The organism is Seonamhaeicola sp. S2-3 (assembly GCF_001971785.1).
Taxonomy (GTDB): Bacteria; Bacteroidota; Bacteroidia; order Flavobacteriales; family Flavobacteriaceae; genus Seonamhaeicola.
Window position 1 is genome coordinate 634,955 of the sequence record NZ_CP019389.1, and the last position, 15,288, is coordinate 650,242.

10 protein-coding genes and 1 tRNA gene are annotated in these 15,288 nt (G+C 34.4%); 9 read left to right on the plus strand and 2 right to left on the minus strand.

Annotation, left to right across the window (positions count from 1 at the left end; genetic code table 11):
* The first annotated feature begins 97 nt into the window (after positions 1–97).
* The 9 genes from BWZ22_RS03080 (at position 98) to BWZ22_RS03120 (ending at position 13,938) form a co-directional block, all read left to right on the plus strand.
* Positions 98–1,732, plus strand: coding sequence for a DUF6377 domain-containing protein (locus BWZ22_RS03080; protein ID WP_076697910.1), 1,635 nt, complete (start codon positions 98–100; stop codon positions 1,730–1,732).
* 277 nt (positions 1,733–2,009) lie between these two features.
* Positions 2,010–4,958 carry a TonB-dependent receptor gene (locus BWZ22_RS03085; protein ID WP_076697911.1) on the plus strand — a complete coding sequence of 983 codons (2,949 nt, stop codon included), beginning with the start codon at positions 2,010–2,012 and terminating at the stop codon, positions 4,956–4,958.
* Between the two features lie 17 nt (positions 4,959–4,975).
* Complete coding sequence (locus tag BWZ22_RS03090; RefSeq protein ID WP_076697912.1) at positions 4,976–6,451, plus strand: RagB/SusD family nutrient uptake outer membrane protein; 1,476 nt, start codon at positions 4,976–4,978, stop codon at positions 6,449–6,451.
* Between the two features lie 9 nt (positions 6,452–6,460).
* A complete protein-coding gene (locus BWZ22_RS03095) occupies positions 6,461–8,200 on the plus strand; it encodes a SusE domain-containing protein (protein ID WP_076697913.1) in 1,740 nt (579 codons plus the stop codon).
* Positions 8,201–8,242: 42 nt separating this feature from the next.
* On the plus strand, positions 8,243–9,661 hold the full coding sequence (locus tag BWZ22_RS03100) for a glycoside hydrolase family 30 beta sandwich domain-containing protein (RefSeq protein ID WP_076702249.1): 1,419 nt from the start codon (positions 8,243–8,245) through the stop codon (positions 9,659–9,661).
* Positions 9,662–9,678: 17 nt separating this feature from the next.
* Positions 9,679–11,163: a glycoside hydrolase family 30 beta sandwich domain-containing protein gene (locus tag BWZ22_RS03105; protein ID WP_076697915.1), complete on the plus strand. Its 1,485-nt coding sequence runs from the start codon at positions 9,679–9,681 to the stop codon at positions 11,161–11,163.
* Positions 11,164–11,181: 18 nt separating this feature from the next.
* Positions 11,182–12,174 carry a T9SS type A sorting domain-containing protein gene (locus BWZ22_RS03110; RefSeq protein ID WP_076697916.1) on the plus strand — a complete coding sequence of 331 codons (993 nt, stop codon included), beginning with the start codon at positions 11,182–11,184 and terminating at the stop codon, positions 12,172–12,174.
* Between the two features lie 401 nt (positions 12,175–12,575).
* Positions 12,576–12,959, plus strand: a complete 384-nt coding sequence (locus BWZ22_RS03115; RefSeq protein ID WP_076697215.1) for a hypothetical protein — start codon at positions 12,576–12,578, stop codon at positions 12,957–12,959.
* Between the two features lie 43 nt (positions 12,960–13,002).
* On the plus strand, positions 13,003–13,938 hold the full coding sequence (locus BWZ22_RS03120) for a transposase (RefSeq protein WP_076697213.1): 936 nt from the start codon (positions 13,003–13,005) through the stop codon (positions 13,936–13,938).
* Between the two features lie 197 nt (positions 13,939–14,135).
* Here the strand turns inward: BWZ22_RS03120 and BWZ22_RS03125 are convergent.
* Both BWZ22_RS03125 and BWZ22_RS03130 read right to left on the minus strand, forming a co-directional pair.
* Positions 14,136–14,208 (minus strand) — tRNA-Met (locus BWZ22_RS03125).
* A 167-nt stretch (positions 14,209–14,375) separates the two neighbouring features.
* Positions 14,376–15,197: a Two component regulator three Y domain protein gene (locus tag BWZ22_RS03130; RefSeq protein ID WP_076697917.1), complete on the minus strand. Its 822-nt coding sequence runs from the start codon at positions 15,195–15,197 to the stop codon at positions 14,376–14,378.
* Positions 15,198–15,288: the final 91 nt, after the last annotated feature.

Here is a 15,288-nt window from a genome sequence, read left to right on the forward strand (position 1 = left end):
CTTAGAAACATAAATCACTATAATTTTAAGATAAAAATTCTTCAAAAGAATAAAGTTGTTTAATTTTATATTCTCGAAGCAACTAATTAATAATAAATTGAAGTTCATATCTCTTTTCGTATTTCTAATTTGTGTACAAGGCATATACGCCTACCAAAGTTTAGATTCACTTGTATCAGCTTTAGAATCTAAAATGGATAAACGAGACATTTTCGATCAACAAAAAGAAGAACGTATTAAAATTCTTAAAGAGAAAGCAGCTGCAACAACCACTTTACGAGAAAAGTATTTAATCATAAATGAAATTATTGATGAATATGAATTTTATAGTTTTGACAAAGCTCTAGAATATCTTGAGAAAAACATTAAAATTGCCGAAACTCTTAATAATGACATTTTCCTTAACAAATCTAAATTATCATTAAGTCTTTTACTAGTAGACTCAGGTCGTTATAAAGAATCAATCGATGTATTAAATGAAATAAAACGCGATTCTCTACCTGCTTCATTAATCAATAATTATTATATAGCTTATAAGGAAGGATATTCTGGTTTATCCTATAATACTACTGTTGTTCGAAGTAAAGCTTATTACTCTAAATTATATACTGCTTATCAAGATTCACTTTTATTAAGATTAGATCCCAATTCTGAAGAGTCTCTACGGCTAAAAGAAAAGCAGTTTAGAGATAGCCGACAATTGTCTGAAGCATTAAAAATTAACTCTCAACGTCTTAAAAATGTTCAAATGGGATCTAGAGGGTTTTCTTTAATCACTTTTGAAAGATCATTATTATACGAACTAAAGCACGACAAAGTAAATCAAAAAAAATACCTTATACTCTCTGCTATGTCAGATATTGAAGCTTCTGTAAAGGATAGTGCATCCATGGGTGTTTTAGCAAGTATCATGTTTCAAGAAGGAGATATAGAACGTGCTCATCAGTATATTAATTTTTCGTTTGATGATGCCAATTTTTATAATTCTCAATTACGCTACGTCAACATCGCTAATAATTTACCGATGATTACTAAGGCTTATAACGAGAGGAGTGCCAAACAGAAAGAGAAACTTAAAAACTATTTAATCTTTATAAGTATACTCGCTGGTTTTTTAAGTATTGCCATTTATTTAGTTTTTAAACAAGTTAGAAAAGTTGCTGATGCCAGAAATAAACTAAAACTAGTAAATGAGCAACTTCAAGATTCTAACTTAAAATTGAATAATTCAAATAAAGAATTAAAACAACTCTATTTAGAACTTTCAGAATCCGATAAAGTAAAAGAGTATTATGTGGGTACGTTTCTAAACCTCTATTCTGAATACATCGATAAATTAGATGTGTATAGAAAACTTGTCAGAAAGTATATTGTTACAAATAAAACCCAAGAACTTTTAGAACTTACAAAATCTAAACAAGTGGTTGGTGCGGAAATAAAACTGTTTTACAAAAATTTTGATGAATCCTTTCTTCATATTCACCCTAATTTTATCGCTGAAGTTAATAAACTCTTAGTTCCAGAAGGGCAATTAATCGTAAAAAAGGGCGAAGCATTAAATACAGAATTGCGCATTTTGGCCTTAATTAGATTAGGGATTACCAACAGCTCTAAGATCTCAAAAATTTTAAGATATTCTGTAAATACCATATATAACTACAGAGTAAAGGTTAGAAATAACGCCATTGGCGACCGAAATTCTTTTGAAGACAAAGTAAAAAATATAGAATAAAATTACATATACAGTAATTTTATTCCTGTAATTTTATCAAATTCACACACATTTCACTACTTTTTTTCAAACATAATCTACCTTTTTTATAATTATAAAAATTCACAAAACCTTAAAAATGAGGAATTTAATAAAAAAATACATCTCATTTTTACTACTTTTTTACTACATCTCATTGTTTAACGCTTTATTATGTAATTAATTTGTAAAAGATGTAAACCCAGTATTAAATCTGCAATAATTTACATCAACATTAAATAGCCATAATAAATAAACAATGAGTAGTATTAAAGGAATACAAAAAACAGTAATTCTATTAGCTATGCTGGTGATATCCACCGTGCATGCTCAAGAAAGAACAATTAGTGGTAATGTTACGGATTCAGGCGGACTTCCAATACCTGGTGTTTCTGTTATTATTAAAGGTACAACAACAGGTACAACAACAGATTTCGATGGCTTTTACCAACTAAAAGGATCCTATACAGACACTTCTACAATAGTGTTTTCTTACATAGGAATGACTACAGTAGAGCGTATTGTTGGCACCGAAGATGAAATTAATGTGGTCTTAGAAGAAGATCTACAAATGCTTAACGAAGTTGTTGTTGTAGGTTACGGTACCCAAGAGAAAAAAGATATAACGGGATCGGTATCCATTGTAGATTCGGAATCCTTTGAATCTCGACCAAACACGCAAGTTGGCTCATTATTACAAGGGCAGTCTGCTGGTGTGCAAGTGACGTCTAATTCAGGAAAACCTTCAGCCGGATTCAGTATAAGAATTAGAGGTACCAATTCTATTAATGCAGGTAGCGAACCTCTCTATGTTGTAGATGGTGTTCCTACAACCGATACCAGATCTATAAATCCTTCAGATATAGATAGCATTTCCATATTAAAAGATGCCTCTTCAACAGCTATTTATGGAGCGCAAGGTGCTAATGGCGTTGTCTTAATTACAACAAAACGTGGTACCACTAACAAGCCAAAAATCAGTCTCGATTCCTATACGGGTTTTAATGAAGTCTGGAAAACAATTTCTGTACTTAACGGAGAACAATACAGAGACTTGATGACCGAAATGGGTTTAACCACAGATTGGGACAGTTATACAGAACGTACAGATTGGCAAGATGAAATTTTTCAGAATGGGTTTTCACAAAACTATCAGCTTTCATTATCTGGAAGAAGTGATGGCACTAATTATTATGTTTCTGCTGGCTATGTCAGTCAAGAAGGAGCCATTAGAAGTTCCGAACTAGACCGTTCTAACTTTAAAATCAATTTAGATCAAAAAGTAACCAATTGGTTAAAAATAGGAACCAGAATTGCTTACACGTCCTATAGAGACGTCGACATTACAGACAATACTAATGTTAATTCTGGTGGAGTATTGCTAGGGGCATTAACCACACCATCAATTATTGGTATTTATAATGAAGATGGCAGTTTTACAAGTAACCCCTTTCAAAATTGGGAAAACCCTTTATCTAGTACAGATGGTAGCGAGCGCGAATATAATAGCCAACGACTATTAGGAAACATCTATTTAGATGCAACATTTCTAAAAGATTTCACCTATAGATTTAATTACGGTATTGACAACAGTAACGGTATTTACGATTTCTTTCTAGACCCTTTTAGAACAGGTTATGGTAGGGCTTTAAATGGGCAATCTATAAATACAACCAATAGCACCAAATACTATATCATAGAGAACACACTTAACTACAAGAAAAACATTAATAAACATAATATTGAAGTACTATTGGGCTCAGTAAATCAAAAGTACTTATGGGAAAATAGCTCTATAGAAACTCGAAACTTTGCTAGTGAATCTGTAACCACACCAAATGGCGGTTCCGAAATATTTGGAGCTTCAGCTACTAAATCTGAAAAAGCAAATACCTCATTTATAAGTAGACTAAATTATGCCTTTGATGACAAGTATTTGTTAACCGCTAATTTTAGAGCAGATGGCTCTAGTACATTTGGTCCCGATGAACGCTGGGGTTACTTCCCTTCGTTTTCTTTAGGATGGAGAGTTTCTAATGAAAACTTTCTTGAAAATGTAGATTTCATTAGCGATTTAAAAATCAGAGCAGGTTGGGGAATTGTTGGTAACGACCAAATTGGTAACTATGCCTATTTAGGTACTGTTGGTAGTGGTGCTAATTATCCAATTGGAGGTGTCGCTCAACCAGGCACATATCCTGGATCTATAGAAAACTTGTCTTTAAAATGGGAAGAGTCTGAACAAACTAATGTGGGTATAGATATTCAGTTTTTAGATAACAGAATAGGATTTACAGCCGACGCTTATGTAAAAAACACCTCAGACTTGCTTTTAAATGCACCTTTACCAACCTCTACAGGCTTTAGTTCTGCTATTCAAAATATTGGAGAATTACAGAATAAGGGATTGGAGTTTACACTTAACACAAAAAATATATTATCAGATAACTTTAAATGGTCATCAGGCCTCAATATTTCATTTAACGAAAATGAAGTTACCAATTTAGTTGGACAAGAATTATTACAAGGAAGTATTGCAGGACGCGGAGAAGCCACATTAGTTAAAGAAGGCTTACCTTTAGGCACATTATACGGTTATATTTTTGGAGGGGTTGATCCTACAACAGGAAATGCCTATTATATTAATCAAAACGGCGAATCTACGTTTACACCAGATGCAGATGATCGTGTGATTATTGGTGATGCTAATCCAGATTTTTTCTATTCCGTTACCAATTCATTTTCATATAAAGGTTTTAACCTATTTGTATTCTTGCAAGGTTCACAAGGCAATGATATTCTCAATGCTACCAGAATTGAATTAGAAGGTATGTCTGACCCTAAAAACCAGTCTACAGAAGTTCTAAATCGATGGAGACAACCAGGTGATATTACTAATATCCCAAGATCTAGTTTTGGTAACACAGATAATTCAAGAATCTCAACACGCTTTGTAGAAGATGGTTCTTACCTAAGATTTAAAACCATTACCTTGAGTTATAATTTCCCTGAATCTATGATTCAACATGCCAATCTAAGCTCCTTAAAACTTTACATTACTGGTGAAAACATGTTTACCATCACCAATTATTCTGGTTATGATCCTGAAGTAAATTCATTTGGGTCGAGCAATACCGTTAGAGGAATTGATTTTGGCACGTATCCACAAACTCGAAACCTCATCTTTGGTATGAGTGTTACATTTTAAAAATATTCTCAGTTATTATGAAATACAATAAATATTTAATTACCGTATTACTTTCAATCTCAATATTTTCATGTGAAGACTATTTAGATTTGAAACCTATTTCAGAAGAAACAACTGGCAATGCTTATGAATCTGCCGGCCAGATTGAAGCCGCTCTTGTTGGAGCATACGAATCGTTTCAATCAGCAGAATATTATGTTTGGGACAATATTTTACTTCAAGATGTAAGATCTGATAATGCTTATGCAGGTGGAGATAATCCTGAAATTTTTCAATACGATTATTTGGAAATTACTCCAACCCATTCAAGATTATTTACACATTGGTCTAATTTGTATAATGCCATTTCTAAAGCCAATTTAGTGATTGAACGTGTGGATGGTATTTCAGATCCATTACTTACCGAAGAACGAAAACAACAAATTAAAGGTGAAGCTCTATTTCTTAGATCTTACCACTATTTTACATTAGTAAAACTTTGGGGAGGTGTCCCTTTAATTACAAATACCATCGTAGCCGTAGATCCTGAAAGTGTAAATATACCTAAATCTAGTGTTGAAGATATCTATTTACAAATTACAACCGATTTAGAAACTGCTGCTAGCCTATTGCCAGACACCTATGGTAATGATGCTAGTATCAATAAAGCCAGAGCAACTTCTGGAGCAGCACACGCACTAGCAGCCAAAGCATACGCGCAACAACCTACTCCTAATTATGATGCCGTATTAAATCATATTAATGCTGTAGAAAGTAGTGCCGCCAACTACACGCTGATAGATTACAATAATCTTTTTGATGGCAATAATTATAATAATGCCGAATCTATTTTAGAAATTCAGTATTTAGGTGGTGTTGAAGGAAACTATGGCCCTCAACTACTATTACCGCCATCCATCTCTGGCGACTCTTGGCGAAAATTTGTTACTCCTTCTCACGATTTAATAAATGCTTTTGACGAGCAAGGTGACAACGTTAGAAAAAACGCTTCTGTACTTTTTGAAGAAGTGCAATGGGTCGATGAATTTTGGGGTAATAATCAAGGTAGCGCTATTCCTTTTAGTTACAAATGGAAACATGCTGATGGTTGGGCTAGCGCTGACCGCCAATACCTGTTACGATATGGTGATATTGTTTTACTAAAAGCAGAAGCCCTCAACGAATTAGGACAATTAGAATCTGCAGCTACCGAAGTGAATAGAATTAGAAACAGAGTGTCTTTACCAGACTTAACCCCAGAGCAAAAAAGCTCTCAAAGTGTACTAAGAACTACAATTTTAAAAGAACGCCGTTTAGAATTATTTCAAGAAGGACATCGTTGGGATGATTTGGTTAGATATAATGTTGCCGTATCTACAATGAATAATTTGGTTGAAATAGACTTAAGAAATAACAGCCCTGTAAATTATAATATGACAGAAGCAAAAATACTATTGCCAATTCCACAACAAGAATTAGATAGAAATACAGCATTGACTCAAAATCCTTTATAAAAAACAGTTATGAAAAAAATATATAAACACCTTTTGTTTTTTGCTATAGCTTCTATGGCTATAACCGGATGCGAAAAGGATGAAAACATGCAACCCGAAGGTCAATGGGACTTAATCGCACCAACAATTACACTTCCAGCCGCAGATCAAAGTATTATACTAGATCAGGAAACACCTAACGAAACTATAACCTTTAGCTGGGAACCTGCAATTTCTACAGCAGGCTATGCCATTACTTATGCGGTAGTTATAGACACTTTAGGTTCCACTAATTTTGATACGCCAATTTATGAAGTCGCATCGAGCAATTCTGGGAGTAGCACATCAGCCGTGGTATCTTTCGCCGAAATAGATGAAGCCTTATCCGTTTCTGGCTATGCTGCAAACGAAAGCACTCCATTAACATGGGCAGTAAAATCGATGAGTTTGAGTAAAACAGCTTATACTTCTCAACCCATAGACATCACACGTTTTGAAGATGAAATTATCCCAACCAGATTATACATTTCGGGTACAGCTACAGAAAATGCTAATAATTTGTCTGAAGCCATTCAACTAAAACGTTTAAATAATTCTGAAGGAAATCCTTCAAACATACATGAAGTTTATACGAGCTTAACCGCAGGAAATTCGTTTAAATTTTATAGTGAAAATACTTTACCAGCACATCAATATGGCGGATCTGATGGAGAACTAGTTAAATCTGGATTACCAATAACAGTCACAGAAAATGGGGTTTATAGAATTACCGTAAATCTTGACGATAACACATATAGCCTATTAAAAATAGACTATTGGAGCATGGTCGGCCAGCCAATTAATGGTGGTTGGGGAGGAGATGAACCACTCTCTTACCAAGGCAATAGTATTTGGAGTGCAACAATTGAACTTGTTGATGTTGGCGGCTTTCTTTTCCGAGCAAATGGAGATTGGTCTTATTTATTAAAAAGCATCGTAGGCGAACCAAGTTCATTAATTATGGAATCTCAGGCGGCAGACCAAGGTGTCGAATTCGAAGATATTCAATCTACCCAATTAGGAACTTTCCTAGTCACTCTAGACCTATCTGCAAATGGTTACACCTACACGATTGAAGAAGACACCTCTACACCTCCTACTCCACTTACAACACCAGATCAATTGTATCTATTTGTAAATGGAAATATGATTGAAGAGCTTGCTAAGGATGGCGATACATTTACCAATAGTACATACCTCGCTCTTCAGGTTGGAGATGTTGTCTCATTAAACACGACTTCAGATGGTTCTGGAGACGCATTTACAAGCGCAATGAGTATTGGGGCGACAACCTCACCAGATGCGGCTTTGGTTAGCGAAGGAGCAACATTAACGGCTGGTCTTGGAGACATTGTAGTTGATAGAGATCAAGCCTATGGGTTTACAATCAATTTTGCGAATGCAAATTTTCAATGGAAATATTACAATTTATTCCTATTCCATTGGGATGAAATTAACCAAAGATGGGATGATAGAAATGAGTTTTTAATGACTTATGTCCACCCTAACAGTTTTACGCTCACAGAAACACTTTCAGCAGATTATGACATGAAGTTTTTCTCACCATGGGATAATGATTTCGGTTCTGAATCTCCAAACGAGCTATCTGGAACAATTACCAATGGTGGTGGTTCTAACATAAGAAATATATCTACAGGTGGCACTTATACAATTACAACTACGATAAGTGACGATTACGCAACAGGTACCTACGAATTTGTAGCCCAATAAAAAACGATAATAACGATGAACATTAGTATAAATAGCACAAACATGAAATTAATTTTAATTCTTCTAACTTTTTTAGGAGTAGCACAAGGATGCGATGATACAGACAACACGTATTACCCTCCTCCAGAGCAATCAGAAGTGGGAGCAAAATACTATTTAACCACACCAGATCAGTCCAATTTATTAGCATTACAGACAAACAATATATTTCCATTAACCGATAATAACAATTTTACAATAAGTGTTTCTGAAAGTACCACCTATCAAGAAATGGATGGGTTTGGGTATACATTAACAGGAGGAAGTGCTGCGTTAATTAATGGTATGTCTACTTCTGCAAAAGAAAGCTTATTACAAGAGCTTTTTGGCACAGGTGAAAACAGTATCGGAGTCAACTATTTAAGAATTAGTATTGGATCCTCAGACTTAGATGCCACAACCTTTAGTTACAACGATTTACCTGCTGGACAAACCGATGAAGATTTAACTAACTTTTCATTGCAACCAGATATGGCTAATCTTATTCCCTTGTTAAAAGATATTACAGCCATAAATCCAAATATAAAAATTTTAGGTTCACCTTGGTCTGCTCCAACTTGGATGAAAACAAACGGCTCAACTATAGGAGGCGAACTCTTACCTCAATATTATGACACCTACGCGAACTACTTTGTAAAGTACATCCAAGGCATGGCTGCAGAAGATATTACTATTGATGCCATCACCATTCAAAACGAACCTGAGAATCCATATAACAACCCAAGTATGGTGATGACTGCAGAACAGCAAAAAACCTTTATTCGCGATTATTTAGGACCAACATTTCAAGCAGAAAACATTGCCACTAAAATCATTCTGTTTGATCATAACTTAGATCACCCTGAATATCCGATTTCAATTTTAAATGATGCGGCTACTAAAAGTTATATCGACGGTTCTGCGTTTCACTTATACGAAGGTAAAATCGATAATATGTCTTTAGTTCACAATGCGCATCCTGATAAAAATGTTTATTTCACAGAACAATGGATTCAAGCGCCTGGAGATTTTTATTCAGATATAAGATGGCATATTAGAGAATTAATTGTTGGAGCACCAAGAAACTGGAGTAAAACTGTTTTAGAATGGAATTTAGCTGCAGATCCAAATAATAATCCACATACAGACGGTGGATGCACCGAATGCTTAGGCGCCATTACCATTGACGGAAATACTGTAGAAAGAAATCCTGCTTATTACATTATTGCTCATGCCTCAAAATTTGTTCCGGCTGGTTCTGTTAGAATAGAATCTAATTATTCTACAGAATTCCCAAATGTTGCTTATAAAACGCCTGAAGACAACATTGTGGTCATTGTATTAAATAACTCTGATACACAAAAAACATTTAACCTAAACACACCTCAAGAACCCATTACAGCGATACTACCAGCTGGATCTGTTGGAACCTTCGTATGGTAAACTAAAGACACTACTTAATGATGATAAAAAAATTCATACTCGGCTTAACCGGAATCCTACTAGCTTCATGCGCTAACAACGTAGATAGTACTAAAACAAACTCAAACACAGAATCCAAAACTAAGAACAGTGAGGTTTTTACACCAACACAAGCCACACTGTATACCACGGCAGAAAACACAACATTACGATTATCCAACCAAGGAGTATCATCATTTACCGAAGCCACACAGCCATTAGAAACCGATATTGCTGTATTTGTAAATCCTAATAAAAGTTTTCAATCCTTTATTGGTATTGGTGGCGCAATCACAGATGCTTCTGCTGAAGTCTTTGCTAAATTAAGTGCTGATAAACAAAACGAATTGCTTAACGCGTATTATAGTGAAGATGGTATTAATTACAACATCATTAGAACCAGTATACACAGCAGTGATTTTGGCTCTAAAAGTTATACATACATTGAAGAAGGAGATGCCGATTTAAATACATTTTCTATTGAAGCCGATCGAAAATTTAGAATTCCTATGATAAAAAGAGCAACGGCATTAATCGGTGACGATTTAATATTTTACGCTAGTCCGTGGAGTCCTCCTGCTTTTATGAAAACCAATAAAAACATGCTTCAAGGTGGAAAATTACTACCAGAATACAATCAAAACTGGGCTAATTATTACGTGAAATTCATAGAAGCTTATGAAGCTGAAGGAATACCTGTTTGGGGAGTCACTCTTCAGAATGAACCAATGGCAACCCAACGTTGGGAATCTTGTATCTATACAGCTGAAGAAGAACGCGATTTTCTAAAAAATTATTTAGGCCCAACATTTGAAAAAGCCGGCTTAGGAGATAAAAATATTGTGGTTTGGGATCATAACAGAGATTTAATCTCACATCGTGCTAACGTTATTTTTGAAGATCCTGAAGCTTCTAAATACGCTTGGGGAATTGGATTTCACTGGTATGAAACTTGGACAGGCGGAGACGCTAAATATGACAACCTAAGGAGTATTAACGAATCCTTTCCAGATAAAAATTTATTATTTACAGAAGGATGTCAAGAAAAATTTGACGCTACAGCGTACCAAAGATGGTCTAACGCTGAACGTTACGGCAACTCTATGATTAACGATTTTAATCATGGCACAGTAGGTTGGACCGATTGGAATATACTATTAGATCATACTGGCGGACCTAACCATGTTCAAAACTTCTGTTTTGCACCAATCCATGCAGATACTAGAACTAACGAACTGATTTATACACCTACCTATTATTATATAGGTCATTTTTCAAAATTCATTCAACCTGGCGCAAAACGTATTAGCACTACTACCAGTAGAAGTACTATTGAAAGTACTTCATTTCAAAATCCTGATGGCAAAATTGTAACTGTTGTCATGAATAAAACAGAAGCACCTATTGACTATAAGCTAATCGTAGGCACACATGAAATTACATATAAAATTCTGCCCCATGCAATTCAATCTCTAATTTATTAATTATTAAATCACATAATTATGAAAAATAATTACGTTAATTATTTGGTGGCTTTTTTTGTATTGCTATCATATCAGACTTTTTCACAAGTAGATGTCACCTTTAAAGTTGATATGTCTGCGGAGACAGTGAGTGCAGACGGAGTGCATGTTGTAGGATCTATAAACGGATGGAATACCACAAGCAATCCACTTACACAAGAGGGATCTACAAGTATTTATTCTGCCACGATACAAGTCAATCCTGGTTGGCATGAATTTAAATATTTAAATGGTAATGCTTGGGGAACAGAAGAAACCGCAAATTTACCATGTGCTGCGTCAAATGGTAACAGATTTCTCTATATTAACGAGTCGGGTGAAGCTGTAAATTTAACTCCAGTGCCATTTGGTGGATGTAATGACGCCTCTACAGGGTTTACTACAACATTTAATATTGATTTATCTAGTGAATCTTCCATATCCGAAAATGGAGTTCATATGGCAGGATCATTAAATGGTTGGTCTACAGATAATTTACAGCTTATTAACCATACAGGAAGTATTTACAGTGTTGAACTTAGATTACCCACTCCATCAGATTACCCAGTAACTTACGAATATAAATACCTTAATGGTAATGTTTGGGGAACAGATGAAACACCAGATGCGTCATGTGAATATGTTGCAGAAAACAACAGACTCATCACTGTAACTAGTTCGGGAAGCGTAATAAATGATGTCTTTAATGCTTGCAGTACCGTACTAGGTTTAGAGACTGTGAATGGTACAAACCCTTTACGATTAGTATACCATAAAAACACCAGATCGATTGAATTCTTAAATTTAGATACTACATCTAATATCACTTCCATACGCGTATTCGATATAAATGGCAGGCTCATTAAAAACATGCAGCAAGTAGAAACACTTTCAGACGAAAGTATAAGCTTTCAGTCGGATACAAATGGTATTTATTTTGTCCAGATTACTAATAATTCTTCGTCGACTGTTCAAAAAATTATAGTGTACTAAAATAAAACGAATCAACCCCAAAAGTTGTGTGTAGACTGTGTAAATAGTTTAATTGTTGCCTTAAAATACAACGTATTGAAACCTGCACTAGACTAGATATTTGATAGTATTTAATAATTTGTACAAAACGAAATCTCTAAACAGATGCTTAATAGGTATAGCGTATATACTATATAGTAAAAGTATGTTACATCTATAAAAAGGGTATTAATAACTATTGTTAAACTAAAAGTGGTGTGATTTGTTTTGAGGGCTGTTCTAAATTAAGAATTCTTTCTCTTTAGATTAACGCAAATTTTTGCATAAAACACAACTTTTGGACATGATCCGTAAAAACGGATCAATCTCAAAAGTTGGGTCTAAAGAGAAAAATAATTTTCTTTGTACTTTAAATTATATTGATGAATAAAGACACTGAGTTATCCTTGTTAAGTTTAATATTACCAGAAGGAATATTAGAGTATTTTGATATTGTTGGATTCGATAAGAAGCCTATAAAGCATGTTTTATATGAGAACCGTCTAACGATATATTTGGAGGAGAAAAAACAAATACCATCTAAGTACAAGGATTGCAAGTATAAAGCCAGTGGCTTCATGGAGCCTCGAATAATCGAGGATTATCCCGTTCGAGACAATCTACTATCATTAAATCTTAAACGAAGGCGTTGGGACGTTCTACTTGATAAAAAGAGGATTAAAGTAAGTCGTGAATGGGATGAATTTATTGCACAGGGAACTCGAATATCAAAAGAGTTTGCTGCTTTTTTAAAAGAAATCGACTGATAATACTGCTCTGAGCAGCCAACAACTTGGGCACCAGTATGGTATGTCCGGAAAAAGGCTTCAAAGACATTATAAGGATCACTTAAGTGATTTTAAGCAATGGGAGCATAAGAGTCATGCTAAACAGTGGCTTGTTTTCCCTGAAAACTTAGGTTCTTATTTATCCATTGATGAGACAGCGCTGTCCAAGGGAGAGCTCTATACCATCATTACCAATAAGAAGGCCAAAGGAAAGAAAGGGGCTTTAGTTGGGATATTCCACGGAACTAAAGTGGAGCCTATTATCGAACAACTCTTGAAGATCCCAGCAAAGAAGCGTGCTAAAGTGAAAGAGATTACCTTAGACATGGCTAACTCTATGAAAACAATCTCCACTAAATGTTTCCCGAAAGCCATCCAAGTAACAGACAGGTTCCATGTACAGAAGCTGGCAATAGAGGCGCTCCAAGATCTTCGTATCAAATACCGATGGGAAGCTTTGGATCAAGAAAATGAACAGATAAAGCTATCTAGAGCTGCCGACAAAGAATTTAAACCTGTAACTTTTTCTAATGGTGATAGCTCAAAACAACTCCTGGCCAGGAGTAGATATCTACTGTATAAATCCCCAGATAAATGGACTCCAAATCAGAAAGAGAGGGGACAGATATTGTTTAATGAATACCCAGAATTAAAGAAAGCTTATGGACTTGTTCAAGGCTTGAGGAATATTTTTAACCAAGCCATAGATATTAAAGTAGCTTACACCAAACTAGCCCACTGGTACAAAGATGTAGAGGAGTCTGGATTTAAGAGCTTCCAAACGGTAGCCAATAGTATTACTTTAAATTACCGCTCTGTACTCAACTATTTTATAAACAGAAGTACTAATGCTTCAGCTGAATCCTTTAATGCCAAAGTAAAGGCTTTTAGATCTCAATTTAGGGGAGTCAGGAATACGGAATACTTCTTATATCGCTTGATTAAATTATATTCTTAAAATGGTAAAAACCCAGATTTTGGACTTGATCCAATACTTCTTATATCGCTTGATTAAATTATATTCTTAAAATGGTAAAAACCCAGATTTTGGACTTGATCCATTAAGAGGAAGAAAAACAAGAATATTCTGTACCTATTCTGTACCCATACAAATAAAAAAGGCTCTCGATTTCTCGAAAGCCTTGTCTTTTCTAGTAGCGGGAACTGGACTCGAACCAGTGACCTTCGGGTTATGAGCCCGACGAGCTACCTACTGCTCTATCCCGCGATATTGGACTGCAAATATACAACCCTTTTTAGATTTTACAAGCGTTTATACTGAAAAAAATTATTGCCCTACACTAGTCTCCTGTAATTGAGGTAATTCAAATTTAAAAAATAAAAAAAGTGACTTTAAATTAATAAAGCCACTTTTTTATAAAACGTTCCTTAATATTATTCTTTTTCAATATCTAAAACAGCTGTAGCTGTTGGATTTATTGTTTTTATTCCTGGAGGGTTTTTACCAGAAACACTAATATATTCTTGGTTTAAATTGTTATCACTTACCATAATAGTAGTTAACTTTGTTAAACTCATAAACTCTATTGGTAAATCGCCCGTAAGGTTATTTGATGACAACAACAACTCTTCTAAATTAGTTAATTGAGCTATCTCTACAGGAATTTCTCCTTCAAATTGATTATCCATTAAACTCAACTTTTCTAATTTTGATAAGGCATAAATATCATTTGGTATAGTACCTGTTAAAAAATTACTTCCTAGCAAAAGCTCTTTTAAGTTAGTTAAGCCCATAAGCGAACTAGGAATCTCTCCTGATAGTTTGTTACTATATAACTTTAAAGATTCTAAATTCTTAAGATTTCCTAATTCTGATGGAATTTCTCCTTCAAAAGCATTCATAAATAATTCTAAAGATACTAGCTCTTGTAAATTACTTAATGAAGACGGAATGGTTCCTGATATTTTATTAAAACCTAAGTTTAATTTTCTTAAACTAGTAAAATTTCCTATTTCTTGAGGTAACTCACCTTGAAGGTTATTAAATGGTAAGTTTATTTCAACTATATGGTTTTCTTCTACTGTTACTCCATACCATGAACTAATAGCTGCATTTAAATCCCACTTGGTATTCCATTGGTCTCCATTTGTTGAATTATACAAGGCTATAAGGGCATCCTTCTCTGTAGAAGAAATATTAGCGAATGAATAAGCACTTGTTAATAAACAAATTGCTATTAGTTTTAAAATTTTCATATTGAACAGATTAGGGATTAATTCTAGAACGAATTTAGTTTAAAATCGGACTAAAAACCATTTTAATCGATAAAATGCATAAAATTTTAAC